The 22,671-nt window shown below is 54.6% G+C and carries 34 protein-coding genes; 33 read left to right on the forward strand and 1 reads right to left on the reverse strand.

The annotated features are described in order from the left end of the window. Window positions 1-110 precede the first annotated feature (110 nt). The 29 genes from rpsJ to rplQ all read left to right on the forward strand — a co-directional run bounded on the left by rpsJ (window position 111) and on the right by rplQ (window position 14,127). The gene (gene rpsJ / locus ACOYNV_RS13045; RefSeq protein WP_422900257.1) at window positions 111-422 is read left to right on the forward strand and encodes a 30S ribosomal protein S10; all 312 of its coding nucleotides are present in this window, start codon (window positions 111-113) and stop codon (window positions 420-422) included. Window positions 423-534: 112 nt separating this feature from the next. Then, window positions 535-1,179, forward strand: coding sequence for a 50S ribosomal protein L3 (rplC, locus tag ACOYNV_RS13050; protein WP_422900219.1), 645 nt, complete (start codon window positions 535-537; stop codon window positions 1,177-1,179). Beyond that, a complete protein-coding gene (rplD, locus tag ACOYNV_RS13055) occupies window positions 1,179-1,799 on the forward strand; it encodes a 50S ribosomal protein L4 (protein WP_422900220.1) in 621 nt (206 codons plus the stop codon). Before rplC ends, rplD begins: the two co-directional genes overlap by 1 nt. Then, entirely contained in the window at window positions 1,796-2,098 is a 303-nt protein-coding gene (gene rplW / locus ACOYNV_RS13060) for a 50S ribosomal protein L23 (RefSeq protein WP_422900221.1), read from the forward strand. Before rplD ends, rplW begins: the two co-directional genes overlap by 4 nt. Next, on the forward strand, window positions 2,098-2,925 hold the full coding sequence (gene rplB, locus ACOYNV_RS13065; RefSeq protein ID WP_422900222.1) for a 50S ribosomal protein L2: 828 nt from the start codon (window positions 2,098-2,100) through the stop codon (window positions 2,923-2,925). The genes rplW and rplB overlap by 1 nt, the downstream gene beginning before the upstream one ends. Before the next feature lie 13 nt (window positions 2,926-2,938). Further along, entirely contained in the window at window positions 2,939-3,214 is a 276-nt protein-coding gene (rpsS, locus tag ACOYNV_RS13070) for a 30S ribosomal protein S19 (RefSeq protein ID WP_186409497.1), read from the forward strand. 10 nt (window positions 3,215-3,224) lie between these two features. Next, entirely contained in the window at window positions 3,225-3,554 is a 330-nt protein-coding gene (gene rplV, locus ACOYNV_RS13075) for a 50S ribosomal protein L22 (protein WP_422900223.1), read from the forward strand. 9 nt (window positions 3,555-3,563) lie between these two features. Then, window positions 3,564-4,415 carry a 30S ribosomal protein S3 gene (rpsC, locus tag ACOYNV_RS13080; protein ID WP_422900224.1) on the forward strand — a complete coding sequence of 284 codons (852 nt, stop codon included), beginning with the start codon at window positions 3,564-3,566 and terminating at the stop codon, window positions 4,413-4,415. Next, window positions 4,399-4,812 (forward strand): 50S ribosomal protein L16, encoded by a 414-nt coding sequence (rplP, locus tag ACOYNV_RS13085; protein WP_422900225.1) that lies wholly within the window; start codon window positions 4,399-4,401, stop codon window positions 4,810-4,812. The genes rpsC and rplP overlap by 17 nt, the downstream gene beginning before the upstream one ends. 2 nt (window positions 4,813-4,814) lie before the next feature. Beyond that, window positions 4,815-5,009: a 50S ribosomal protein L29 gene (rpmC, locus tag ACOYNV_RS13090; RefSeq protein ID WP_422900226.1), complete on the forward strand. Its 195-nt coding sequence runs from the start codon at window positions 4,815-4,817 to the stop codon at window positions 5,007-5,009. Next, window positions 5,006-5,269: a 30S ribosomal protein S17 gene (rpsQ, locus tag ACOYNV_RS13095; protein ID WP_422900227.1), complete on the forward strand. Its 264-nt coding sequence runs from the start codon at window positions 5,006-5,008 to the stop codon at window positions 5,267-5,269. Before rpmC ends, rpsQ begins: the two co-directional genes overlap by 4 nt. A 128-nt stretch (window positions 5,270-5,397) precedes the next feature. Beyond that, complete coding sequence (gene rplN, locus ACOYNV_RS13100; RefSeq protein ID WP_422900228.1) at window positions 5,398-5,766, forward strand: 50S ribosomal protein L14; 369 nt, start codon at window positions 5,398-5,400, stop codon at window positions 5,764-5,766. Window positions 5,767-5,775: 9 nt separating this feature from the next. Next, window positions 5,776-6,093 (forward strand): 50S ribosomal protein L24, encoded by a 318-nt coding sequence (gene rplX / locus ACOYNV_RS13105; protein WP_422900229.1) that lies wholly within the window; start codon window positions 5,776-5,778, stop codon window positions 6,091-6,093. Window positions 6,094-6,102: 9 nt separating this feature from the next. After that, the gene (gene rplE / locus ACOYNV_RS13110; protein WP_422900230.1) at window positions 6,103-6,642 is read left to right on the forward strand and encodes a 50S ribosomal protein L5; all 540 of its coding nucleotides are present in this window, start codon (window positions 6,103-6,105) and stop codon (window positions 6,640-6,642) included. A gap of 7 nt (window positions 6,643-6,649) precedes the next feature. Beyond that, complete coding sequence (gene rpsN / locus ACOYNV_RS13115) at window positions 6,650-6,955, forward strand: 30S ribosomal protein S14 (RefSeq protein WP_422900231.1); 306 nt, start codon at window positions 6,650-6,652, stop codon at window positions 6,953-6,955. A 15-nt stretch (window positions 6,956-6,970) separates the two neighbouring features. Next, window positions 6,971-7,366 carry a 30S ribosomal protein S8 gene (rpsH, locus tag ACOYNV_RS13120; RefSeq protein WP_422900232.1) on the forward strand — a complete coding sequence of 132 codons (396 nt, stop codon included), beginning with the start codon at window positions 6,971-6,973 and terminating at the stop codon, window positions 7,364-7,366. Window positions 7,367-7,375: 9 nt separating this feature from the next. Next, the gene (rplF, locus tag ACOYNV_RS13125; RefSeq protein WP_422900233.1) at window positions 7,376-7,909 is read left to right on the forward strand and encodes a 50S ribosomal protein L6; all 534 of its coding nucleotides are present in this window, start codon (window positions 7,376-7,378) and stop codon (window positions 7,907-7,909) included. A 13-nt stretch (window positions 7,910-7,922) separates the two neighbouring features. Beyond that, window positions 7,923-8,276: a 50S ribosomal protein L18 gene (gene rplR / locus ACOYNV_RS13130; RefSeq protein ID WP_422900258.1), complete on the forward strand. Its 354-nt coding sequence runs from the start codon at window positions 7,923-7,925 to the stop codon at window positions 8,274-8,276. Between the two features lie 28 nt (window positions 8,277-8,304). Beyond that, entirely contained in the window at window positions 8,305-8,829 is a 525-nt protein-coding gene (gene rpsE, locus ACOYNV_RS13135) for a 30S ribosomal protein S5 (protein WP_422900234.1), read from the forward strand. A gap of 3 nt (window positions 8,830-8,832) precedes the next feature. After that, window positions 8,833-9,015, forward strand: a complete 183-nt coding sequence (gene rpmD, locus ACOYNV_RS13140) for a 50S ribosomal protein L30 (RefSeq protein WP_422900235.1) — start codon at window positions 8,833-8,835, stop codon at window positions 9,013-9,015. A gap of 1 nt (window position 9,016) precedes the next feature. Continuing rightward, a complete protein-coding gene (gene rplO, locus ACOYNV_RS13145; RefSeq protein ID WP_422900236.1) occupies window positions 9,017-9,451 on the forward strand; it encodes a 50S ribosomal protein L15 in 435 nt (144 codons plus the stop codon). A 23-nt stretch (window positions 9,452-9,474) separates the two neighbouring features. Next, window positions 9,475-10,800 carry a preprotein translocase subunit SecY gene (gene secY, locus ACOYNV_RS13150; protein ID WP_422900237.1) on the forward strand — a complete coding sequence of 442 codons (1,326 nt, stop codon included), beginning with the start codon at window positions 9,475-9,477 and terminating at the stop codon, window positions 10,798-10,800. 1 nt (window position 10,801) lies between these two features. Beyond that, window positions 10,802-11,020 (forward strand): translation initiation factor IF-1, encoded by a 219-nt coding sequence (gene infA, locus ACOYNV_RS13155; protein ID WP_018055416.1) that lies wholly within the window; start codon window positions 10,802-10,804, stop codon window positions 11,018-11,020. Window positions 11,021-11,093: 73 nt separating this feature from the next. After that, window positions 11,094-11,207, forward strand: a complete 114-nt coding sequence (gene rpmJ / locus ACOYNV_RS13160) for a 50S ribosomal protein L36 (protein ID WP_186409481.1) — start codon at window positions 11,094-11,096, stop codon at window positions 11,205-11,207. A gap of 75 nt (window positions 11,208-11,282) precedes the next feature. After that, window positions 11,283-11,645: a 30S ribosomal protein S13 gene (gene rpsM, locus ACOYNV_RS13165; RefSeq protein WP_422900238.1), complete on the forward strand. Its 363-nt coding sequence runs from the start codon at window positions 11,283-11,285 to the stop codon at window positions 11,643-11,645. A gap of 12 nt (window positions 11,646-11,657) precedes the next feature. Beyond that, window positions 11,658-12,047, forward strand: a complete 390-nt coding sequence (gene rpsK / locus ACOYNV_RS13170; RefSeq protein ID WP_422900239.1) for a 30S ribosomal protein S11 — start codon at window positions 11,658-11,660, stop codon at window positions 12,045-12,047. 12 nt (window positions 12,048-12,059) lie between these two features. After that, a complete protein-coding gene (rpsD, locus tag ACOYNV_RS13175) occupies window positions 12,060-12,689 on the forward strand; it encodes a 30S ribosomal protein S4 (protein WP_422900240.1) in 630 nt (209 codons plus the stop codon). Window positions 12,690-12,728: 39 nt separating this feature from the next. Further along, on the forward strand, window positions 12,729-13,703 hold the full coding sequence (locus ACOYNV_RS13180; RefSeq protein ID WP_422900241.1) for a DNA-directed RNA polymerase subunit alpha: 975 nt from the start codon (window positions 12,729-12,731) through the stop codon (window positions 13,701-13,703). Window positions 13,704-13,734: 31 nt separating this feature from the next. Continuing rightward, on the forward strand, window positions 13,735-14,127 hold the full coding sequence (rplQ, locus tag ACOYNV_RS13185) for a 50S ribosomal protein L17 (protein ID WP_422900242.1): 393 nt from the start codon (window positions 13,735-13,737) through the stop codon (window positions 14,125-14,127). A gap of 112 nt (window positions 14,128-14,239) precedes the next feature. Here rplQ and ACOYNV_RS13190 read toward each other — a convergent pair whose 3' ends face one another. Next, complete coding sequence (locus tag ACOYNV_RS13190; RefSeq protein ID WP_422900243.1) at window positions 14,240-16,066, reverse strand: ABCB family ABC transporter ATP-binding protein/permease; 1,827 nt, start codon at window positions 16,064-16,066, stop codon at window positions 14,240-14,242. 176 nt (window positions 16,067-16,242) lie between these two features. Here ACOYNV_RS13190 and ACOYNV_RS13195 point away from each other — a divergent pair, with 176 nt between their 5' ends. The 4 genes from ACOYNV_RS13195 to ACOYNV_RS13210 all read left to right on the forward strand — a co-directional run bounded on the left by ACOYNV_RS13195 (window position 16,243) and on the right by ACOYNV_RS13210 (window position 22,669). Then, window positions 16,243-16,992, forward strand: coding sequence for a TetR/AcrR family transcriptional regulator (locus ACOYNV_RS13195; RefSeq protein WP_422900244.1), 750 nt, complete (start codon window positions 16,243-16,245; stop codon window positions 16,990-16,992). Next, window positions 16,989-19,340 (forward strand): acyl-CoA dehydrogenase, encoded by a 2,352-nt coding sequence (locus tag ACOYNV_RS13200; protein ID WP_422900245.1) that lies wholly within the window; start codon window positions 16,989-16,991, stop codon window positions 19,338-19,340. Before ACOYNV_RS13195 ends, ACOYNV_RS13200 begins: the two co-directional genes overlap by 4 nt. A 76-nt stretch (window positions 19,341-19,416) precedes the next feature. Continuing rightward, the gene (locus ACOYNV_RS13205; RefSeq protein ID WP_422900246.1) at window positions 19,417-20,706 is read left to right on the forward strand and encodes an acetyl-CoA C-acetyltransferase; all 1,290 of its coding nucleotides are present in this window, start codon (window positions 19,417-19,419) and stop codon (window positions 20,704-20,706) included. Between the two features lie 25 nt (window positions 20,707-20,731). Next, window positions 20,732-22,669: a 3-hydroxyacyl-CoA dehydrogenase NAD-binding domain-containing protein gene (locus ACOYNV_RS13210; RefSeq protein ID WP_422900247.1), complete on the forward strand. Its 1,938-nt coding sequence runs from the start codon at window positions 20,732-20,734 to the stop codon at window positions 22,667-22,669. Window positions 22,670-22,671: the final 2 nt, after the last annotated feature.

The following is a 22,671-nucleotide window of genomic DNA, read 5'->3' on the forward strand; positions in this document are numbered from 1 at the left end:
CCGTGAAGGCGGTCGTACCGTCGGCGCCGGCGTCGTCGCTAAAATTATCGAGTAATTTTTATTTTCGGGGCAGGGTATCTTCTCTGTCCCATCGCTCTTTGGGAATTGATATGCAAAACCAAAAAATCCGCATCCGCCTGAAAGCTTTCGATTATCGTCTGATCGATCAGTCGGCTCAGGAAATCGTTGAAACTGCCAAGCGTACCGGTGCTGTCGTTCGTGGCCCCGTTCCGTTGCCGACCCGGATTCAGCGTTTTGACGTCCTGCGTTCCCCGCACGTCAACAAGACTTCGCGAGACCAATTTGAAATCCGCACCCATGTGCGCTTGATGGACATTATTGATCCGACCGACAAAACGGTCGATGCACTGATGAAACTTGACTTGCCGGCGGGTGTTGACGTCGAAATTAAGTTGCAGTAACTGCTTTAATGCGGCTATAATCGCTGCCTTTCGTAGGGTAACGTCGTTGACGTTGCCCATTTTGACTTGTAGTGCTCGCCGGCCAATCGTAGCCGGCTAGAGGAGAATAACCATGAGTCTAGGCCTTGTTGGGCGCAAGGTTGGCATGACGCGCATTTTTACTGATGACGGTACTTCCGTCCCGGTAACTGTGCTCGATGTGTCGAACAACCGTGTCGCCCAGATCAAAACGCCTGAGTGCGACGGCTATGCCGCCGTCCAGTTAGCTTTCGGCAAGCGTCGTCCTTCTCGTGTCAATAAGTCCCTGGCGGGTCATCTCGCCAAGGCAGGCGTCGAGGCAGGTAACCTGCTGAAGGAATTCCCGGTTGCCGCCGAGGATCTCGCTACCCTTAAACCCGGTGACCATATAAGCGTATCCATTTTCGCTGTCGGTCAGAAGGTTGATGTAACCGGCCAGACTATCGGCAAGGGATTCGCCGGTGCCATCAAGCGTCACCATTTCAAATCGCAACGAGCCTCGCATGGCAACTCAGTGTCGCACAACGCGCCTGGATCCATCGGCATGAACCAGGACCCAGGCCGCGTTTTCCCCGGCAAACGTATGGCTGGTCACTTGGGCGACGTGAAACGTACCCAACAGAACCTTGAGGTCATTCGTATCGATGTCGAGCGTCAACTGTTGCTGGTCAAGGGCGCGGTTCCCGGCTCCAAGGGGTCGGATCTGATCGTGCATCCTGCAGTCAAGGCGGGGGCATAATGGAACTTAAACTGATTAATGAACAAGGTCAGGAATCCAGCCGCTTGCAGGCTTCCGATGTCCTGTTCGGTCGTGAATACAACGAGTCCCTGATTCATCAGGTCGTTGTTGCTTACCAGGCCAATGCCCGGAGCGGCAATCGCGCTCAGAAGGATCGAGAGCAGGTCAAGCATTCAACGGCCAAGCCATTCCGCCAGAAGGGTACGGGTCGTGCTCGTGCTGGTATGACTTCTTCCCCGTTGTGGCGTGGCGGTGGTCGGATTTTTCCGAACTCGCCGGATGAGAATTTCAGCCATAAGCTAAACAAGAAAATGTATCGCGCTGGTATGGCATCGATCCTCTCTCAACTTGTGCGTGAAGATCGTCTGGCTGTGGTCGACAGCATTGCTGTCGAGGCTCCGAAGACCAAACTTTTTGCTCAGAAGATAAAGAGCATGGGCTACGAATCGGTGCTGGTTATCATTGACAGCCTTGATGAGAACGTCTTCCTGGCTTCACGTAACCTGCCCAATGTGCTGGTGCTTGAAGTTAATGAGGCCGACCCGGTGTCGCTGATCCGCTTCCCGAAGGTTCTTATGACCAAGGGCGCCCTCGCCAAGTTTGAGGAGATCCTGGGATGAACCCACAACGTCTGATGCAAGTGTTGCTTGCGCCGCAGATATCCGAAAAGGCAACCTATGTGGCCGACAAGAATTCGCAAGTCGTTTTTCGTGTCGCTTCCGATGCCAGCAAGCCTGAAGTGAAGGCCGCTGTCGAGTTGCTCTTCAAGGTTTCTGTTGAATCGGTACAAATCGCCAATGTCAAGGGCAAACAGAAAAAGTTTGGGCGCTTCATGGGTAGCCGAAGGAACTGGAAAAAAGCTTATGTTTGCCTGAAGCCTGGTCAGGAAATCAATTTCGTTGATGGGGGGGTTGCATAATGGCACTCGTCAAAGTCAAACCAACCTCACCTGGCCGTCGTGCTGTAGTCAAGGTTGTCAATTCGTACCTGCATAAGGGCAAGCCTTTCGCCGCTCTGGTCGAATCGCAATCCAAGCATGCCGGTCGTAACAACAACGGTCATATCACGACGCGTCACCAGGGTGGTGGTCACAAGCAGCACTATCGCCTGGTTGATTTCAAGCGTAACAAGGACGGCATTCCGGCCAAGGTCGAGCGTCTGGAGTACGACCCGAATCGTACGGCTAACATCGCCCTGCTATGCTATGCAGACGGTGAGCGTCGCTATGTCATTGCGCCCAAGGGTATGGTTGTCGGTCAACAGGTCATCAGCGGTTCCGAGGCGCCGATCAAATCGGGTAATACCCTTCCGATCCGCAACATCCCGGTGGGTACGACCATTCACTGCATCGAGATGATTCCGGGCAAAGGTGCACAGATAGCTCGCTCCGCCGGTACTTCCGCCCAGTTGTTGGCGCGGGAAGGTGTCTACGCTCAGGTTCGTCTGCGCTCCGGTGAAATTCGCCGGGTGCACGTCGAGTGCCGTGCAACGATTGGTGAAGTGGGTAATGAGGAACACAGCCTGCGTTCAATCGGCAAGGCCGGAGCAAATCGCTGGCGCGGTATTCGACCGACCGTTCGCGGTGTAGTGATGAACCCCTGTGATCACCCGCATGGTGGTGGTGAAGGTAAAACGGCAGCAGGTATGCACCCGGTCAGCCCGTGGGGTACCAAAACCAAGGGTTATCGTACACGCCGCAATAAGCGCACGACCTCAATGATCGTGCAGCGCCGTCACAAACGCTAAGGGATAGAGAAATATGGGACGTTCCGTAAAAAAGGGCCCGTTCGTCGATGCCCATCTGATCAAGAAAATCGGCGCAGTGCGTGCGACGAGCGACAAGCGCCCAATCAAAACCTGGTCGCGCCGCTCGACGGTTCTGCCTGACTTCGTTGGCCTGACCATTGCCGTGCATAACGGTAAACAACACATCCCGGTGTATGTCACCGAAAACATGGTCGGCCACAAGCTCGGCGAGTTTTCACTGACCCGCACCTTCAAGGGTCACACCGCCGGCAAAAAGGCGAAGAAGTAAAGGAATGGACATGGAAACTCGTGCTATTTTGCGCGGCGTTCGGCTGTCAGACCAAAAAGGTCGACTGGTAGCCGACCAGATCCGCGGTTTGCCGGTTGACAAGGCGCTCAGCATTTTGACTTTCAGCCCGAAGAAAGGCGCTGGAATCATCAAGAAGGTGCTTGAGTCTGCAATTGCCAATGCCGAACATAACGATGGGGCTGACATTGACGAATTAAAGGTGAAAACCATTTTCGTCGAAAAAGGCATGGTGCTCAAGCGCTTCACTGCGCGGGCTAAGGGACGTGGAAATCGGATCGTCAAGCCGACCTGCCATATTTTCCTGACCGTCGGAAACTGAGGAATAACAATGGGACAGAAGATTCACCCGACTGGTTTTCGCCTGGCTGTCACTCGTGACTGGTCTTCGCGTTGGTACGCCAACAGCAAGAACTTCGCAGGTATGCTTATTGAAGATGTCCAGGTTCGTGATTACCTAAAGAAGAAGCTTAAACATGCATCCGTTGGCCGCGTGCTGATCGAGCGTCCGGCAAAAAATGCCCGTGTCACGGTTTTTTCCGCACGCCCTGGTGTTGTTATCGGAAAAAAAGGTGAGGAAATTGATCATCTTCGCGCTGCTTTGCAAAAAATTATGGGCGTGCCGGTTCATGTCAGTATTGAAGAAATTCGCAAACCTGAACTTGACGCCCAGTTGATCGCTGACTCGATTACCCAGCAACTTGAAAAGCGAATCATGTTCCGCCGTGCCATGAAGCGTGCCATGCAAAACGCCATGCGTCTCGGTGCACAGGGTATCAAGATCATGAGTTCGGGAAGGTTGAATGGTGCTGAAATCGCTCGTCGTGAGTGGTATCGCGAAGGGCGTGTGCCATTGCATACCCTGCGCGCGGATATAGATTATGCAACGTCTGAGGCCTTGACGACCTACGGCATCATTGGTGTCAAGGTTTGGGTGTTCAAGGGCGAGATTCTCAATCGCAATGAGCAGCCGGTTGTTACTCCTGAGTCCGCTGACGAACAGGCGCGCAAACTTCGACGCCCGGCCAGGCCGGTCGGTGAAGGTTCCGACAAGACAAAGAGCCGTACGGTTAAGGCCGGTACACAGTCCGATGTGGCGAATGCCGATGCCGCCGTTCCTGAAGTAAAGGCGCCGGCAAAACGAGTTAGAAAGGCAGGAACGACTGATGCTGCAGCCAACTAGAAGAAAGTACCGCAAAGAGCAGAAGGGCCGAAATACCGGCTTGGCTACGCGTGGCGCCAAGGTAAGTTTTGGTGAATTCGGGCTTAAGGCAACTGGTCGAGGTCGCTTGACGGCCCGGCAGATTGAAGCTGCGCGACGTGCAATGACCCGCCACATCAAACGTGGCGGCCGGATCTGGATCCGCATTTTCCCTGACAAGCCGATTTCCAAGAAGCCTGCCGAGGTGCGGATGGGTAACGGTAAGGGTAATCCGGAATACTATGTAGCAGAGATTCAGCCGGGCAAGGTACTTTACGAGATGGATGGTGTTGATGAGGTGCTGGCTCGTGAAGCCTTCGCTCTTGCCGCAGCCAAGCTCCCGATCCCGACGATTTTCGTCACGCGAATGGTAGGTTGATCATGAAAGCCAGTGAACTCAGAGCAAAAAGCGTCGTCGAGCTGAACAAGGAACTGCTGGATCTGCTAAAAGCGCAATTCGGCCTGCGCATGCAGATCGCGACCCAGCAATTAAGCAACCACAGCCAGATCGGCAAGGTGCGTCGAGACATCGCACGTGTTCGCACCCTTCTTTGTGAAAAGGCGGTACAGCAATGAGCGAAACGACAAGCAAGCGTACGCAGATCGGGCGTGTCGTGAGCGACAAAATGGACAAGACAGTAACTGTCCTGATCGAGCGTCGTGTCAAGCACCCCATGTACGATAAAATTATCGTACGGTCCAGTAAATATCATGCTCATAACGAAAATAATGAAGCGAAATCCGGTGACCTCGTTGAAATCCAAGAGTGCCGGCCGCTTGCAAAGACCAAGGCTTGGGTTGTTACCAAGCTTATAGAGAAGGCAGTTTCAATTTAGAACTTGCTATTCTCTATAAAGAGGCTATAATTCTCTTTTTTTTCGCGCCCGGCTATTCTACTGGCCGGGCGATTCTCCCGTACGGGTTCCAAGACTGACCGCAATTGCGGGCCAAGTTGGAGAGATAAATGATTCAGATGCAGACGGTTCTGGACGTCGCCGATAATACCGGCGCGCGTTCAGTGATGTGTATCAAGGTGCTGGGCGGCTCAAAGCGTCGTTATGCCAGCGTTGGCGATATCATCAAAGTGAGTATCAAGGATGCAGCGCCACGCGCTCGTGTCAAAAAGGGCGATGTTTACAGCGCGGTAGTGGTCCGCACTGCCAAAGGCGTTCGTCGACCTGATGGTTCGCTGGTTAAATTCGACAACAATGCGGCTGTGCTCCTCAATAACAAATTGGAGCCAATTGGCACGCGAATCTTTGGGCCGGTGACGCGCGAATTGCGCGGCGAGCGGTTTATGAAGATCGTGTCGCTGGCGCCGGAAGTGCTGTAAGGAGCGACCATGGACAAGATTCGTAAAGGCGACGGTATCGTCGTTATCGCCGGCAAGGATAAAGGCAAGCGCGGGACAGTTATCAAGCGCGTTGATGCCGAGCATGTCGTAGTTGAAGGCGTTAATCGCGCTAAAAAACACGTCAAGCCAAACCCGGTCAAAGGCGTGGTTGGTGGTGTTGTCGATAAAGACATGCCGCTTCACATTTCAAATGTTTCGCTCTTCAACCCGGCGACCCAGAAGGCTGATCGCGTCGGCTTCAAGACTCTTGAAGACGGCACGAATGTACGTGTCTTCAAGTCGAACGGCGAATTGGTTGGGGCGTAAGGAGCGATCATGGCGCGTTTGCTGGATTTTTATAAAAACACGGTAGTGCAGGAATTGACCAAGAAATTCGGCTACAAGTCGAACATGGAGGTTCCGCGTATTACCAAGATTACCCTGAACATGGGTGTGGGCGAAGCTGTTGCTGACAAGAAAGTACTTGAGCACGCGGTTAGTGACATGACAAAGATTGCTGGTCAAAAGCCAGTTGTTACCAAATCTCGCAAGTCAATTGCTGGCTTCAAGATTCGTGACGGGTATCCGATTGGTTGCATGGTTACTTTGCGTGGTCCGCGTATGTTCGAATTTCTCGATCGCCTGGTAACAATTGCTTTGCCTCGGGTTCGAGATTTCCGAGGAATTTCCGGTAAGGGTTTTGATGGCCGTGGTAACTACAACATGGGCATCAAGGAGCAGATTATTTTCCCGGAAATTGAATACGACAAAATCGATGCGTTGCGGGGTATGAATATCAGTCTCACAACGACCGCAAAAACCGACGATGAAGCGCGCGCATTGCTTGGCGCGTTTAGATTTCCGTTCAAGAACTGAGGCTAAAATGGCGAAACTTGCACTGATTAACCGCGATAAAAAGCGGCGCGAGACGGTAAAAAAATACGCCTCAAAGCGTGCTGAATTAGTGGCTACCGTCAATGATGCGAGCTTGACTGATGAGGCACGTTTCGAGGCTCGTCTGAAATTTCAGGCACTTCCGCGTAATTCAAGTCCGGTTCGTCTGCGTAACCGCTGCAAGCTGACAGGTCGTCCGCGCGGCGTTTATCGGAAGTTCGGGTTGGGTCGTAGCAAGTTGCGCGATTTCGTTATGCGCGGCGAAGTCCCTGGTATGACCAAGGCTAGCTGGTAAGCAGGAGAGAACGATATGAGTATGAGCGATCCGATAAGCGATATGTTAACCCGCATTCGTAATGCACAGATGGCGAGCAAGGCGACTGTGGCTATGCCATCTTCCAAGGTTAAAATTGCAATTGTCAAAGTGCTGATGGATGAGGGATATGTCGAAGAGTTTTCCGTTCGTGAAAACGACGGGAAGCCAACCCTCGAAATAGGGCTTAAGTATTATGCCGGTCGTCCAGTTATCGAGCGCATCGACCGCGTTTCGAAGCCGGGCCTGCGCATTTACAAAGGTGCTGACGATATTCCGCGTGTTATGAATGGCCTTGGTGTGGCGATTGTATCCACGCCCAAGGGTGTAATGACTGATCGCAAAGCCCGCGCCAGCAATACCGGTGGCGAAGTGCTCTGCATCGTCGCGTAAGGGGTAACTATGTCCCGCGTTGCAAAGAATCCAATTGTATTGCCTCAGGGTGTTGAAGTATCTCTGAGCGCAGAAGTAATCTCCGTCAAGGGACCATTGGGAGCAATCAATTTTGTTTCCAACCCCGCTGTCAGTGTTGAAGTTGAAAGTGGCGCACTGGTTTGCAAAGCTGTCGAAGGCGCTGCAAATTCCAACGCTCTTTCTGGTACGGTGCGGGCGATTGTTGCCAACATGGTCACCGGGGTCAGCAAGGGTTTTGAGCGAAAGCTTAACCTGGTCGGCGTCGGCTATCGTGCTCAGGCTCAAGGCGACACGCTTAATCTGACACTCGGTTTTTCACATCCCGTTACGCACAAGATGCCTGTTGGTGTCAAGTGTGAGACGCCGACTCAGACAGAGATCATCATCAAGGGTGTGGACAAGCAACAAGTTGGTCAGGTAGCGGCTGAAATCCGAGCCTACCGCAAGCCAGAGCCATATAAGGGCAAGGGTGTGCGCTACTCCGACGAAGTAATTGTCCTCAAGGAAACAAAGAAGAAGTAAGGGTGCATAAATGATTGACAAGAACCAAGCGCGGTTGCGCAGAGCCCGCAAAACCCGGGCCAAAATTGCCGAACTGAAGTCAGTGCGCTTGTCGGTGCACCGTACAAATGGCCATATCTATGCTCAAGTTTTTTCTTCTTGCGGTTCTACGGTTCTGGCAGCTGCTTCTACGCTGGAGCCTGGAGTACGCAAGGATCTGAGTAACGGTGGAAACATCAGTGCTGCTGCTGTGATTGGCAAGTTGATCGCAGAGCGTGCCATTAAGGCCGGAATCGAGCAGGTCGCGTTTGATCGTGGCGGCTTCCAGTATCACGGGCGCGTAAAAGCGCTGGCTGAAGCCGCGCGTGAAGCCGGCCTCAAGTTCTGATCAGCCCGATAAAGGATTGGAGTAATTAATGGCTAAACCACAAGGTAGGAAACCGCAGCAAGCCGAGAAGCCCGATGACGGCATGCGCGAGAAGATGATCTCGATCAACCGCGTCACCAAGGTTGTGAAGGGTGGTCGGATACTCGGATTCGCGGCGCTGACCGTTGTCGGTGACGGTGATGGACGTGTCGGCATGGGCAAAGGCAAATCACGCGAAGTTCCTGTTGCTGTGCAGAAGGCCATGGAAGAAGCGCGTCGCAAAATGGTCAAGGTCAGTCTCAAGAGCGGTACCTTGCATCACACAGTCTTCGGCCGTCACGGTGCTTCGGTGGTCATGATGCAACCAGCCCCAGAAGGTACTGGTGTTATTGCCGGGGGTGCTATGCGTGCCGTATTTGAAGTCATGGGTATGACGAATGTTGTAGCCAAGGCGCATGGTTCCACTAATCCTTACAACATCGTTCGCGCCACTATCAACGGTCTGCAGGCAATGAATACGCCTTCTGAAATCGCGGCTAAGCGCGGCAAGTCCGTCGAAGAAATACTGGGTTAAGACATGGCTGAGAAGAAAGTTAAAGTTACGCTCGTCAAGAGCTTGATCGGCACCAAGGAATCGCATCGTGCTACGGTGCGTGGCTTGGGCTTGCGTCGCCTGAGCAGCAGTTCTGAACTAGAGGATACTCCTGCGGTTCGCGGCATGATCAATAAGGTTTCCTACCTTCTGAAGTGTGAGGGATAAGATGAAACTCAACTCTATTCAACCAGCGGACGGCGCCAAGCACTCCAAACGTCGTGTTGGTCGTGGTATCGGTTCAGGCCTTGGAAAGACCTGTGGCCGCGGTCATAAAGGTCAGAAATCCCGAGCAGGTGGCTTTCATAAAGTCGGCTTTGAGGGCGGCCAGATGCCATTGCAGCGGCGTTTGCCTAAGCGCGGTTTCGTTTCATTGACTAACAAGCGAAATGTCGAAGTCCGCCTGTCGGAGATCAATGATCTGCCTATGGAAGAAATTGACTTGTTGGTTCTGATGCAGACCAATCTGATTACCCAACACGCTTTGTCGGCTAAGGTTGTTCTTTCCGGTGAAATTACCCGCAAGGTAGTTCTGAAGGGCGTAGGCGCCACTAAGGGTGCCAAGGCTGCCATCGAAGCGGCTGGCGGCAGTGTTTCAGAATAACAATTCGAAGACGGTGACGTTCGTTGGCAACTAATCAAACTCAGGTCAGCAAAGGCGGGAAGTACGGCGATCTTAAACGCCGTCTTCTGTTTTTGCTCGGCGCTTTGATTGTCTACCGCATCGGTGCGCATACACCGGTGCCGGGAATCGACCCGCAGGTTCTGAGTGATTTATTCAGCAAGCAGCAAGGCGGCATCCTCGGAATGTTTAATATGTTCTCTGGTGGTGCGCTATCACGCTTCACGATATTCGCACTCGGTATCATGCCGTACATCTCATCATCGATCATCATGCAGCTGATGACACATGCCAGCCCACAACTTGAAGCGCTTAAGAAAGAGGGCGAAGCTGGTCGGCGAAAGATTACGCAATACACCCGCTACGGCACGGTTTTTCTCGCGCTGTTTCAAGGCATCGGTATCGCCATTGCTGTGGAGTCACAGCCTGGATTAGTTCCTGATCCTGGGATGATGTTCCGATTCGTTACCGTTACAACCTTATTGACCGGAACAATGTTTTTGATGTGGCTGGGTGAGCAGATTACCGAACGTGGTCTTGGCAATGGTATCTCGATCATCATTTTTGCCGGTATCGCAGCGGGCCTGCCGAGCGCTATTGGTGGTTTACTTGAATTGGTCCGCACTGGTGCGATGCATCCGCTGACTGCCATCTTCATTACATTGCTGGCTGCACTGGTAACTGCCTTCGTGGTTTTCGTCGAACGTGGGCAGCGCAAGATACTGGTTAACTATGCCAAGCGGCAGGTTGGTAACAAAATCTACGGTGGGCAGAGTTCGCATCTCCCACTGAAGCTCAATATGTCCGGTGTAATCCCGCCAATTTTTGCTTCTTCGATCATTTTGTTTCCGGCAACGATTGCAGGCTGGTTTGGTGCAAGTGATTCGATGCGTTGGCTTAAGGATATCGCAGGAGCGTTGTCCCCTGGCCAGCCGATCTATGTGATGTTATATGCAGCAGCGATAATCTTCTTTTGCTTCTTCTATACGGCGCTCGTATTCAATTCAAAGGAGACGGCAGACAACCTCAAGAAGAGCGGAGCGTTCGTGCCCGGCATACGTCCTGGCGAACAAACTGCCAGATACATTGACAAGATACTGATGCGCTTGACGCTGGTTGGTGCTGCTTACATAACCATCGTCTGTTTGTTACCTGAGTTTCTTATTCTGAAGTGGAATGTACCATTTTACTTTGGTGGAACTTCTCTACTGATCATTGTAGTTGTGACGATGGATTTTATGACACAAGTACAGGCTTACGCTATGTCACACCAGTATGAGGGACTATTGAAGAAAGCAAACTTCAAGGGTTCCGGATTTACGGCGAAATAGGATGGCAAAGGAAGATTTGATTGAAATGCAGGGAGAGGTTGTTGAGAACCTCCCTAATGCTACGTTCAGGGTCAAGCTCGAAAATGGTCATGTAGTCCTTGGTTTTATTTCCGGAAAAATGCGCATGCACTACATTCGTATTTTGCCTGGTGACAAAGTAACAGTTCAACTGACCCCTTATGATTTGAGCCGCGCTCGTATCGTTTTCCGCGCCAAGTAAAGAATCTCTACGCAGTAGATGTAATTAGGCAAAAGGCAGGCTGCGCCCGATGCCGTGAAACTAGGAGTTAATCATGAAAGTGCTGGCATCTGTGAAGCGTATCTGCCGCAATTGCAAAATCATTCGGCGTCACGGCATTGTGCGTGTGATCTGTACGGATCCTCGTCACAAACAGCGTCAAGGCTGATCGCTGGGACTCGCTTGTCGAGTCACCAGTCGGTTGAAAATATAATTGTAAGTTTCGCTTAATTGGGGTGAATCGATGGCCCGCATCGCAGGGGTAAATATACCCAACCACCAACACGCCGAGATCGCACTCACTGCTATCTACGGTATTGGTCGCAGCCGCGCACAAAAAATTTGTGACGCTGTAGGGGTTGCACGTTCCACGAAAATGAAAGACCTGACGGAAGCTGAAATGGATCGTTTGCGCGAACATGTCAGCAAGTTCACCGTTGAGGGCGATCTGCGTCGTGAAGTTACGATGAGCATCAAGCGTCTGATGGACCTTGGCTGTTACCGCGGCCTTCGTCATCGCAAGGGATTGCCTTGCCGCGGCCAGCGTACTCGTACCAATGCACGTACTCGCAAGGGTCCGCGCAAAGCCATAGCCGGCAAGAAATAAGAGGAACTGATCATGGCCAAGACTGCTGCGAAAGTACGCAAAAAAGTTAAAAAGAACATAGCGGAGGGCATTGCCCACATTCACGCTTCGTTCAATAACACCATCATTACAATCACCGACCGGCAGGGAAATGCGCTGTCGTGGGCGACCTCTGGTGGGGCCGGTTTCAAAGGCTCGCGCAAGAGTACCCCATTTGCTGCTCAGGTTGCTGCTGAAGCTGCCGGCAAAGCAGCTGTCGAATGTGGTGTGAAGAACCTCGAAGTCCGCATCAAGGGTCCTGGCCCTGGTCGTGAGTCCTCGGTTCGTGCCTTGAATGCGCTCGGGATGAAAATTACGTCAATTACTGACGTGACCCCGATTCCGCACAACGGCTGCCGTCCGCCTAAAAAGCGTCGGATTTAAGGAGAAAGACAAGTGGCTCGTAATCTCGATCCGAAATGCCGTCAGTGCCGCCGTGAAGGCGAAAAGTTGTTCCTGAAGGGCGAAAAGTGTTTTACCGACAAGTGTGCCATTGAGCGTCGTTCTTATGCTCCTGGTCAGCATGGACAGAAATCAGGACAGCGTCTATCCGATTACGGAGTTCATCTGCGTGAAAAGCAGAAGATTCGGCGTATCTATGGCGTTCTTGAAGGTCAGTTCCGCAAGGTTTACAAGGAAGCTGATCGGCGTAAGGGTGTTACTGGTGAAGTCCTGCTGCAGTTGCTTGAGTCCCGCCTTGACACTGTTGCCTACCGTATGGGCTTTGCTGCTTCACGCTCAGAGTCGCGCCAGGTAGTACGTCACAACGGAGTTTTGGTCAATGGACGTCGCGTAAATATACCGTCTTACCAGGTTCGTCCGGGTGATGTCGTTGAAGTTGCTGAGAAGGCGAAGAGCCAGCTGCGTGTCAAGGCTGCGCTTGCTGCCGCCGAATCGCGAGGCTTCCCTGAATGGGTTGAAGTGGATACCAAGGAAGCCAAGGGTACCTACAAGGCTCGTCCAGAGCGCAGCGAATTGTCATCGACGATCAACGAAAGCCTCGTGATCGAATTGTATTCGAAGTAATCGCGGCTCCGCTTGACAGAACCAGGCAAAGGACATGACATGCATAGCAGTGGACTATTGAAACCGCGCATTATTGATGTACAGAGTTTGTCGCCAGTGCACGCCAAGGTGGTGATGGAACCTTTCGAACGTGGCTTCGGGCACACGCTGGGCAACGCACTTCGTCGCATCCTGCTTTCGTCAATGCCGGGTTGTGCCGCCACTGAGGTCAGTATTGAAGGCGTGCTTCATGAATACTCGACGATAGATGGTGTTCAGGAGGATGTTGTAGATATTCTTTTGAATCTCAAAGGTGTCGTCTTCAAGTTGCACAACCGCGAAGAGGCAGTGCTTCAGCTAAACAAGGAAGGTGAAGGCGTCGTCCGTGCCGGAGATATCGTCGTTTCTCACGATGTCGAAATCATCAACCCGGATCACGTGATTGCTCACCTTTCAGCCGGCGGCAAGCTGGCTATGGAGTTGAAGGTAGAGAAGGCCCGCGGGTATGTTCCCGGCAACCTCCGCGATCTCGGTGAGGGGAGCAAGAGCATTGGCAAGTTGGTCCTTGATGCTTCGTTCAGCCCGGTGCGTCGGGTCAGCTATTTCGTTGAGAGTGCGCGCGTTGAACAGCGTACCGACCTCGACAAGCTGATCATGGAGATCGAGACCAATGGCGTAATCGAGCCGGAAGAAGCGATCCGGACTGCGGCTCGCATTTTGATGGAGCAACTCTCAGTTTTCGCCGATCTGGAAGGTACTTCGCTGCCGATCGAGCATCTGAAGACGGTTCAGGTTGATCCGTTGCTGTTGCGTCCGGTCGATGATCTGGAACTGACGGTTCGCTCGGCTAACTGTCTCAAGGCTGAAAACATCTACTACATCGGCGATCTGATCCAGCGTACTGAAAACGAGTTACTCAAAACACCAAATCTGGGTCGAAAATCGCTCAACGAAATCAAGGAAGTGCTGGCTGCGCGCGGCCTGACGCTGGGCATGAAGCTCGAGAACTGGCCACCGGCCGGGCTCGAGAAATAATTAGCCCGGATAAGAAAAGGAAGGAATAGATATGCGTCACCGTTTGGGTCTACGAAAACTTAATCGCACCAGTTCGCACCGTTTGGCGATGTTGCGTAATATGACTGTCTCTCTACTCAGGCATGAGATGATCAAGACTACGCTACCTAAAGCCAAGGAGTTGCGTCGCGTTGCGGAGCGAATCATCACCTTGGGCAAGAAGCCAAGTCTTGCAAATCGGCGCCTGGCGTTCGATCGGCTGCGTGATCGTGAAATTGTTGTCAAGCTGTTCGATGAAATCGGCCCGCGCTACGCGGTACGGAATGGGGGTTACCTGCGCATCCTGAAGTGTGGTTTCCGCAATGGCGACAATGCACCGATGGCCTTTGTCGAGTTGCTCGATCAGCCAGAAGGTTCGGTTGTTTCTGAGGTTGAAGCGGCATAAGTATTATTGCTTTTATCGCACCTTAAAAAGCCAGGCGATGTCTGGCTTTTTTCTTGTACTGGCGATTTTCAGAAGGACTGAAAAGTACGTGAGGATCGCTTATGCAACAGGGTCAAAGTCGATTCTCTGTCTCACTTTCCTCATCCTGTTGTTGTAACGCCCACATTTGAGCGTAGCGGCCGTTCTCGTCAAGCAGGGCTGTGTGTGAACCGCGCTCTACAATTCGCCCGCCATCCATGACCAGAATTTCATCGGCATTCATGATGGTTGAAAGCCGGTGGGCGATGACCAGGGTGGTCCGCCCGAGCGCTGCGTTGTCGAGGCTGGCCTGTATGGCTTTCTCGGTCCTGGAATCGAGCGCCGAGGTGGCCTCATCGAAAATCAGTAGTGGCGGATTCTTGAGCAGGGCACGAGCGATAGCGACGCGTTGCTTTTCACCGCCGGAAAGCTTGAGTCCGCGTTCGCCGACCCGTGTTTCATAACCATCCGGCAGTAATTCGATGAAGTCGCTGAGTTGGGCTGCCTTAGCCGCAGCAAGAACTTCCTCGCGACTCGCCTCTGGCCGGCCATACTGGATGTTGTAGTAGATGCTGTCGTTGAACAGCACCGTATCTTGCGGAACGATGGCGATTGCGGAGCGCAGGCTGGACTGCGTGAGTTGTCGCAGGTCGCAACCGTTGATGCAGATACGGCCCCCATCAATGTCGTAAAAGCGGTAGAGCAGTCGCGCTAATGTTGACTTGCCGGAACCGGACTCGCCGACCACGGCGACGGTATGGCCTGCGGGAATTTCAAAATCTACGCCAAACAGGATCTGGCGTTTAGGTTCATACGAAAATTCGACCAACTCAAAGCGTACATTGACTGAATCTGCACGGAGAATGACGGCGTTCGCTGCGTCGGCAATCTCGCGATTTACCGCCAGCAGGTCGAACATGCGCTCAATGTCGGTTAGCGACTGGCGAATTTCCCTGTAGATCACACCAAGAAAGCTTAGTGGCATGTAGAGCTGGATCAGGAAGGCATTAACCAGGACCAGATCGCCAATGGTCATTTTCCCGTCAACTACCCCTGATGCAGCGCGCCACATCATTGCTGTCACGCCGATTGCGATGATGACCTGTTGGCCGAGGTTAAGCCACGAGAGCGATATCTGGCTTCTGGTGGCGGCGTCTTCCCACTGGCTCATGTGATAGTCGTAACGTCGTGCCTCGTACTCTTCATTGTTGAAATATTTTACGGTCTCGTAGTTGAGCAGGCTGTCGATGGCGCGTGTGTTGGCCGCCGAATCGGTGTCATTAACGCGCCGCCTCAGATCGATCCGCCAGTTACTTACCTTGATGGTGAATATGATGTAGGCGGTCAGTGACAGCAAGGTGATCAGAACAAAACCGCCGTCGTACTTGATGAACAGGATGCTGAGCACAAGGCTCATTTCTACCAGCGTCGGCAAGATTGAATAAAGCGTATAGCTGATCAGACTGGAGATCGAACGGCTGCCACGTTCAATGTCACGCGACACACCACCGGTCTGACGTTCGAGATGGAAGCGCAAGGAAAGCGCATGCAGATGGCGGAACACCTCAAGGGCAATGCGCCTCACCGCCTGCTGGGTTACCCGGGCGAAGAGGATTTCACGCAGTTCGGTGAATAGCGAACTGGAGAAACGCAGCGCACCATAAAGCGCGAGCAATAGTGCCGGCAGGGTCAACACCTGCTGAGCGGAAGTCAGCCCGTCGATCATTTCCTTGAAAACCAGCGGAACGGCAACGTTGGCCAGTTTGGCAGCGACCAGGCAGGACAAGGCGAGTAAAACCCGCCATTTGAACTGCCACAGATAAGGTGCAAGGCTGTTCAGTGTGCGCCAGAGATGGGAGTCGACCGCTTGCTGCCCCGCTGCTGGAGGAGTGTCGGCTGTATTGCGGGAGGAACGGCGCATGGTGTGAGGGCTGTCTTTCAATGGGGTTGTGTTGAGTATGCCGCTTTGCTCAGTGAGTACTCAACAAAAAAATGTTGCATTCGAAACTGTATCACCCTATGATTAAAACGAACGTTTGAATACCGATGTTTATGGTTTCAAATTGTTGCCGCTAATCTCCTATATGAAACAAGCCTATGCCGGACAATAAACTTAATCTGGATACCCGGGAACGAATCCTTGATGTGGCCGAACGCCAGTTCATGGCCCATGGCTTCGAGGGAACTTCGATGCGGATGATCACAAGCATGGCCGAGGTCAACCTGGCGGCGATCAATTATCACTTTGGCTCGAAGGAGAGTCTTTTATGTGAAGTATTCCGGCGCCGGCTGAAGTGGCTGAATGGCGAGCGATTGGTTGTCCTTGATGGCCTCGAAAAGCAGGCGAATGGGGCGCCTCTCAAACCCTCGCAGGTACTCGAAGCGTTTTTCGGCACCCTTCTGCGGATCGGAGAAGATGAATCCTTGGGGGGTATGACTTTTCTGCGCCTGCTGGGAAGGACGCTGACCGATCCGGCAGAATTCATCCGGGCTTTTTTTGCCAAGGAATACGCCGAGGTAATCGAGCGTTACAAGCAGGCGCTTTATCGCGCCCTGCCGGATGTGCCCAAGGCGGAGATCGTCTGGCGCCTTCATTTCATGCTTGGAGCGATGTCCTACGCCATTGCCGGAACCGACATCCTGCACGTCATTACCGGTTTTGGCATCGCTGACATTTCGGGTGCGGAAGACAACAGGATCGAGGCCAAGAAACTTTCCGAGCGTCTCATGCCTTTTCTTCTCGGAGGGTTGAGGGCACCCTTGCCACAGTTCTCTGATTCGTCCGACCAGCAACAGGAGCCGCTTGCCAGGACGGCCCGAAATATATCACAGGAGAATATTCAATGATCCTACAAGCCTTGTTGCTAGTCGTGGCGCTGATGATTGTCGGTGCGCTGCTGATTTTCGGCATTCCTCCGCTACGTCGGGCGTTATTGTCGAAAGCGGTATTCAAAACCTACAAAAGCATACTGCCACAGATGTCCGAGACCGAGCGAGACGCGCTCGAAGCAGGGACGGTCTGGTGGGAAGGCGAATTGTTCCAGGGCGATCCCGACTGGAACAAACTGCTGGCCTATCCGGTGCCGAAGCTGACCGCCGAAGAGCAATCCTTCATGGATAACGAGGTCGAGCAGGCCTGTTCATTGGTCGATGACTGGCAGGTCACATCCGAACTGCATGACATGTCGCCAGAGGCTTGGGCCTACATCAAGGAAAAGGGTTTCCTCGGGATGATTATCCCCAAGGCTTATGGTGGCCTCGGCTTTTCGGCCTATGCCCATTCCCAGGTGGTTACAAAACTCTCCACGCGCTGCTCGGCGCTGTCGGTTTCGGTCATGGTGCCGAACTCCCTCGGCCCGGCTGAACTCTTGATGCACTACGGCACCGACGAACAGAAAAAATACTATCTGCCACGTCTGGCCAAGGGCCTGGAGATTCCCGCCTTTGCGCTGACCAGCCCGTGGGCAGGCTCCGATGCAGCGTCGATTCCCGACAGCGGCATTGTCTGCAAGGGGCAATGGCAGGGCAAGGAATCGCTCGGCATGCGAGTTACCTGGGACAAGCGCTACGCCACACTGGCGCCGATCTGCACCGTAATGGGACTGGCTTTCAGGCTGTACGATCCTGATGGTCTGCTCGGTAGCAAGAAAGATATCGGCATTACCTGTGCGCTGGTTCCGCGCGAAACGCCGGGTGCTGATTTTGGTCGTCGGCATTTTCCGCTCAACGCCATGTTCATGAATGGACCTTCCCATGGCCAGGATGTTTTCATGCCCCTCGATTACATCATCGGTGGTCCGAAGATGGCCGGCCAGGGCTGGCGCATGCTGATGGAGTGCCTGGCGACCGGGCGCTCGATCTCGCTGCCTTCATCGAATTCGGGCATGGCGCAAATGACGGCGCGTGCTGTTGGCGGTTACGCCCGGGTGCGCAGCCAGTTCAAGATGGCGGTTGGACGTTTTGAAGGGGTCGAGGAACCGTTGACCCGCATCGGCGCCTACACCTACATGATGGATGCCGTACGCAAGATGACAGCCGGCGCGGTTGATCTCGGCGAGAAACCTTCGGTTGCTTCGGCTATTGCCAAATACCATGTCACCGAACGTGCGCGTCAGGTAGTCAATGACGGCATGGATGTGATCGGCGGCAAGGGCATCTGTCTCGGGCCATCAAATTTTCTCGGCCGCGCCTACCAGCAGATTCCCGTGGGGATCACCGTGGAAGGCGCCAACATCCTGACGCGCAGCCTGATTCTCTTCGGCCAGGGAGCCATCCGTTGCCATCCTTACGTGCTCAAGGAAATGCAGGCCGCGCACAATCCGGATGCCGAGCAGGGGCTGATTGATTTCGACAAGGCATTGTTCGGTCACATCGCCTATACGATCCGTCACTGCTTGAGGGCGATCATGAAGGGGCTGACCGGTTCGCACTTCGTCAAGGTGCCGGACAGCGTGGCACCGGAAACGCGGCGCTACTACCAGCAACTGACACGTTTCTCGACGGCATTTGCTTTTCTTGCCGACATCTCGATGCTGGTCATGGGTGGCGAATTGAAGCGCCGCGAGAGGCTTTCAGCCCGCCTCGGCGATATCCTGTCGATGATGTATCTGTGCTCGGCGACACTCAAGCGCTATGAGTCCGAGGACCGTCAGAAGGAAGATGCACCGCTGATGCACTGGGCGATCTGGGACACCATGTACAAGGCGCAGATGGCTTTCGACGGCTTTCTTGCCAATTTCCCGAACAAGTTCATCGGCCGTTTGTTGAACCGAATCATCTTCCCGCTTGGCCATCCCTACGATGTGCCATCGGACAAGATCGGACATCAGGTGGCCAAGTTGTTGATTTCGCCGTCAGCCGCTCGGGATCGTCTGACGGCTGAAACCTATGTGCCAATGGTCGAAACCGAGGCTGTCGGCGCGATTGAACTCGCACTGAATGCAACGATAGAAGCCGAGCCGATCGATGCCAAGATACGCAGCGCCGAAAAGGCAGGGATGTTCCGCGACATGCCGGGAGCCAATGTCCGCGACGTTGCGCAGCTTGCCTTCTCCATGGGGGTTATCACGACCGAGGAATTCGCCTTGCTCAAGCGCCGCAACCACTTGCGCGACATCGTCATCCGTGTGGACGATTTTCCGCACGATTACGGGTTTTACCAACGCCAGCCCGTAGCGCACAAGGCCGCCGCTTAAGCACAGTCAGCCACCGCAGAGATGCCGGTATTGTCTCTGCGGTGTTTTCTTGCCTGAAAAAAATCAAGGAGATGCCATGGCGTTTCAGTCTGTGTATATCGTCGATGGAGCAAGATCGCCCTTCCTGAAAGCGCGCAATGCGCCCGGGCCGTTTTCGGCGAGCGATCTCGCGGTACAGGTCGGGCGCGCGCTGCTGGTGCGCCAGTCCTTCGCTCCGACAGATCTGGATGAGGTCATTCTCGGTTGCGCCAGTCCCTCTCCGGACGAGGTCAATATCGGCCGTGTCGTATCGCTGCGCATTGGTTGTGGTCACAAGGTTCCGGCCTGGACGGTGATGCGCAACTGCGCCAGCGGCATGCAGGCCATCGATTCGGCCATCGCCAACATTCAGGCCGGTCGCGCAGAACTGGTGCTGGCCGGAGGCTCCGACGCGCTATCTCACGCGCCGCTGCTCCACAACAAGGCCATGGTGCTGTGGTTTGCAGGCATGATGCAGGCCAGAACCCTGGGGCAGAAGATCGGCATGTTTGCCAGGCTGCGCCCATCCGCCTTGCTCTCCCCGGTAATCGGCATCATGAAGGGACTGACTGACCCGATGGTCGGCCTGTTGATGGGGCAGACGGCAGAAAATCTGGCCTGGAAGTTTGATATTTCGCGCCAGCAGATGGATGAGTTCTCGGTGCGTAGCCACCAGCTCGTCGCCGAAGGGCGAGCCGCTGGGCACTATGGCGAGATCGTGCCACTGGTCGATGCCAAGGGTAAGGTTTATGCCGAGGATGACGGCGTCCGTCTCGATTCAAGCGTGCAAGGATTGGCTAAGCTCAAACCATTTTTCGACAAGAAGTACGGTCGTGTCACACCGGGTAATAGCTCGCAGATCACTGACGGGGCCGCTTGGCTGATTCTCGCCTCGGCCGCCGCCGTCGAGAAATGGAAGCTGCAGCCGCTCGGCAAGATCAGCGACAGCCAGTGGTCGGGCCTTGATCCGGCGCAGATGGGGCTCGGTCCGGTACACGCCTCTACGCCGATTCTGCAACGCCACGGCTGGGGGCTCAACGATATCGATGCGTGGGAAATAAACGAAGCCTTCGCCGCACAGGTCTTGGGTTGCCTTGCCGCCTGGGAGTCGGACGAATACTGCCGCGAGCAACTCGGTTTGCCTGCCGCATTAGGCACGCTGCCGAACGACCGGCTTAACGTTGACGGCGGTGCCATCGCGCTCGGTCATCCGGTCGGTGCTTCCGGTGTCCGCATCGTCCTCCACCTGCTGCACGTGCTGCGTGCCAATCAAGCCCGGCGCGGCATTGCCTCGATCTGTATCGGTGGCGGACTGGGCGGCGCAATGCTCGTTGAAACCATTGCCTGATCGGTGAGAAAAGGACATTAAGACGATGAACGCAACGACCTGGCAGCACTGGCAACTTGAAACAGACGAAGAAGGCATTGCCTGGGCAACCTTCGACAAGGCCGGAGAATCAGCCAATTCCTTGTCCGGCGTGGTGATGAGCGAACTTGGGCTGATGCTTGACCGGCTTGATGTCAGCCCGCCCAAGGGGCTCATCTTCCGCTCAGGGAAAGCCGCCGGCTTCATAGCCGGTGCCGACATTCAGGAGTTCACCCAGCTCGATACCCCGGAAAAAGGTCTCGAACTGGTGTCGCGCGGCTGGAATCTTTTCAACCGCCTGGCAGCGGTACGCTTTCCGACCCTGGCGCTGGTGCGCGGTCATTGCCTTGGCGGCGGCCTGGAACTGGCGCTGGCTTGCCGTTATCTGCTGGCCGTTGATGAACCAGGAACCAGGATGGGGCTGCCGGAAGTTATGCTGGGCATCTTCCCCGGCTGGGGCGGCATGTTGCGCCTGCCACAGCGTGTAGGCCCACAGGCTGCGCTGGACATGATGCTCACCGGCAAGACAATTGACGCCCAGCGGGCCAAGCGCATGGGGCTGGCCGACGAGTGCGTCCCGCCACGGGTCATGGAGAACGCAGCGAAATTGCTTGTTCTCGCCAATACGCCGCGTCGATCCCCGCCGTTGTTGCAGCGATTGCTCAACGGCCCGCTCAAGGGGATTGTCGCCAGCAGTGCCAGGAAGCAGGTCGCCAAGCGTGCGCGCCCCGAGCATTATCCGGCGCCCTACGCGATCATCGACATCTGGGCCAAGCATGGCGGTAATGCGCTTGAGGCGCCGCAACTGGTGGACGGCATAGTCCGCTCAAGCACCGCACGCAATCTGGTTCGCGTGTTCTTCATGCAGGAGCGACTGAAGGGCTTCGGCAAGACTGACGGCAACTTTCAGGCCAAGCGCATCCATGTGGTCGGCGCTGGCGTCATGGGTGGCGACATTGCCGCTTGGTGCGCCTTGCGTGGCTTGACGGTGACCTTGCAGGATCAGGGCATGGAGCGCATCGCCCCGGCGCTCAAGCGCGCTTATGCCTCCTATGGCAAGCGCATTCGCGACAAGCTCCAGTTGCGTGACGTGATGGATCGCCTGATTCCCGACCCGGAGGGTCATGGTGCGGCGCAAGCCGATGTGGTGATAGAGGCGATTTACGAGAACCTCGAAGCCAAGCACGCTCTGCTCAAGAGGCTCGAAGCCGTGATGAAGCCGGAGGCCGTGCTGGCCACCAACACCTCAAGCCTGAAGCTTGAGGACTTGCGAACCGTGCTGGCCAATCCGGCGCGACTGGTTGGCATCCACTTTTTCAATCCGGTTTCAAAAATGCCCCTCGTCGAGGTGGTTTCCGCCGAAGGTGGCGATCCCGAAATGGCCAGGCGCGCCGCCGCTTTCGTCAAGCAGATCGACCGCTTGCCGTTGCCGGTCAGGAGCGCACCGGGCTTTCTGGTCAATGCCGTGCTCGGCCCCTACATGCTCGAAGCGATGCGGGCCGTGGATGAGGGCGTCTCGCCAGAAACGGTGGACGCGGCGATGCTCGCCTTCGGCATGCCCATGGGGCCGATCGAACTGGTCGATATGGTCGGGCTGGATGTCGCCATGGCTGCAGGCAAGGGGGTGGCTGGCTCTGATGTAGAGCCACCAAGGTGTCTGGTCGAGCGCTTCAATGCCGGCCATCTTGGCAAAAAGACCGGCAAGGGTTTTTACGACCATGCCAGCGGGAGTTCTGGCAAAGGCGCGGCCAAGGGTAAGGCCGGTGACGTGCCGACCGGTCTGGCCGAGCGGCTGATCAAGCCGCTGCTCGAACGTACGCAACAACTCGTCGATGAGGGTATTGTTGCGGATGCCGATCTTGCCGACGCCGGAGTGATTTTCGGCACCGGCTTTGCGCCCTTCACCGGCGGACCGCTTAACTACCTGAAGAATAGAGGAAACTGAAC

The sequence above is a fragment of the Propionivibrio sp. genome (genome assembly GCF_049316945.1).
GTDB lineage: Bacteria > Pseudomonadota > Gammaproteobacteria > Burkholderiales > Rhodocyclaceae > Propionivibrio.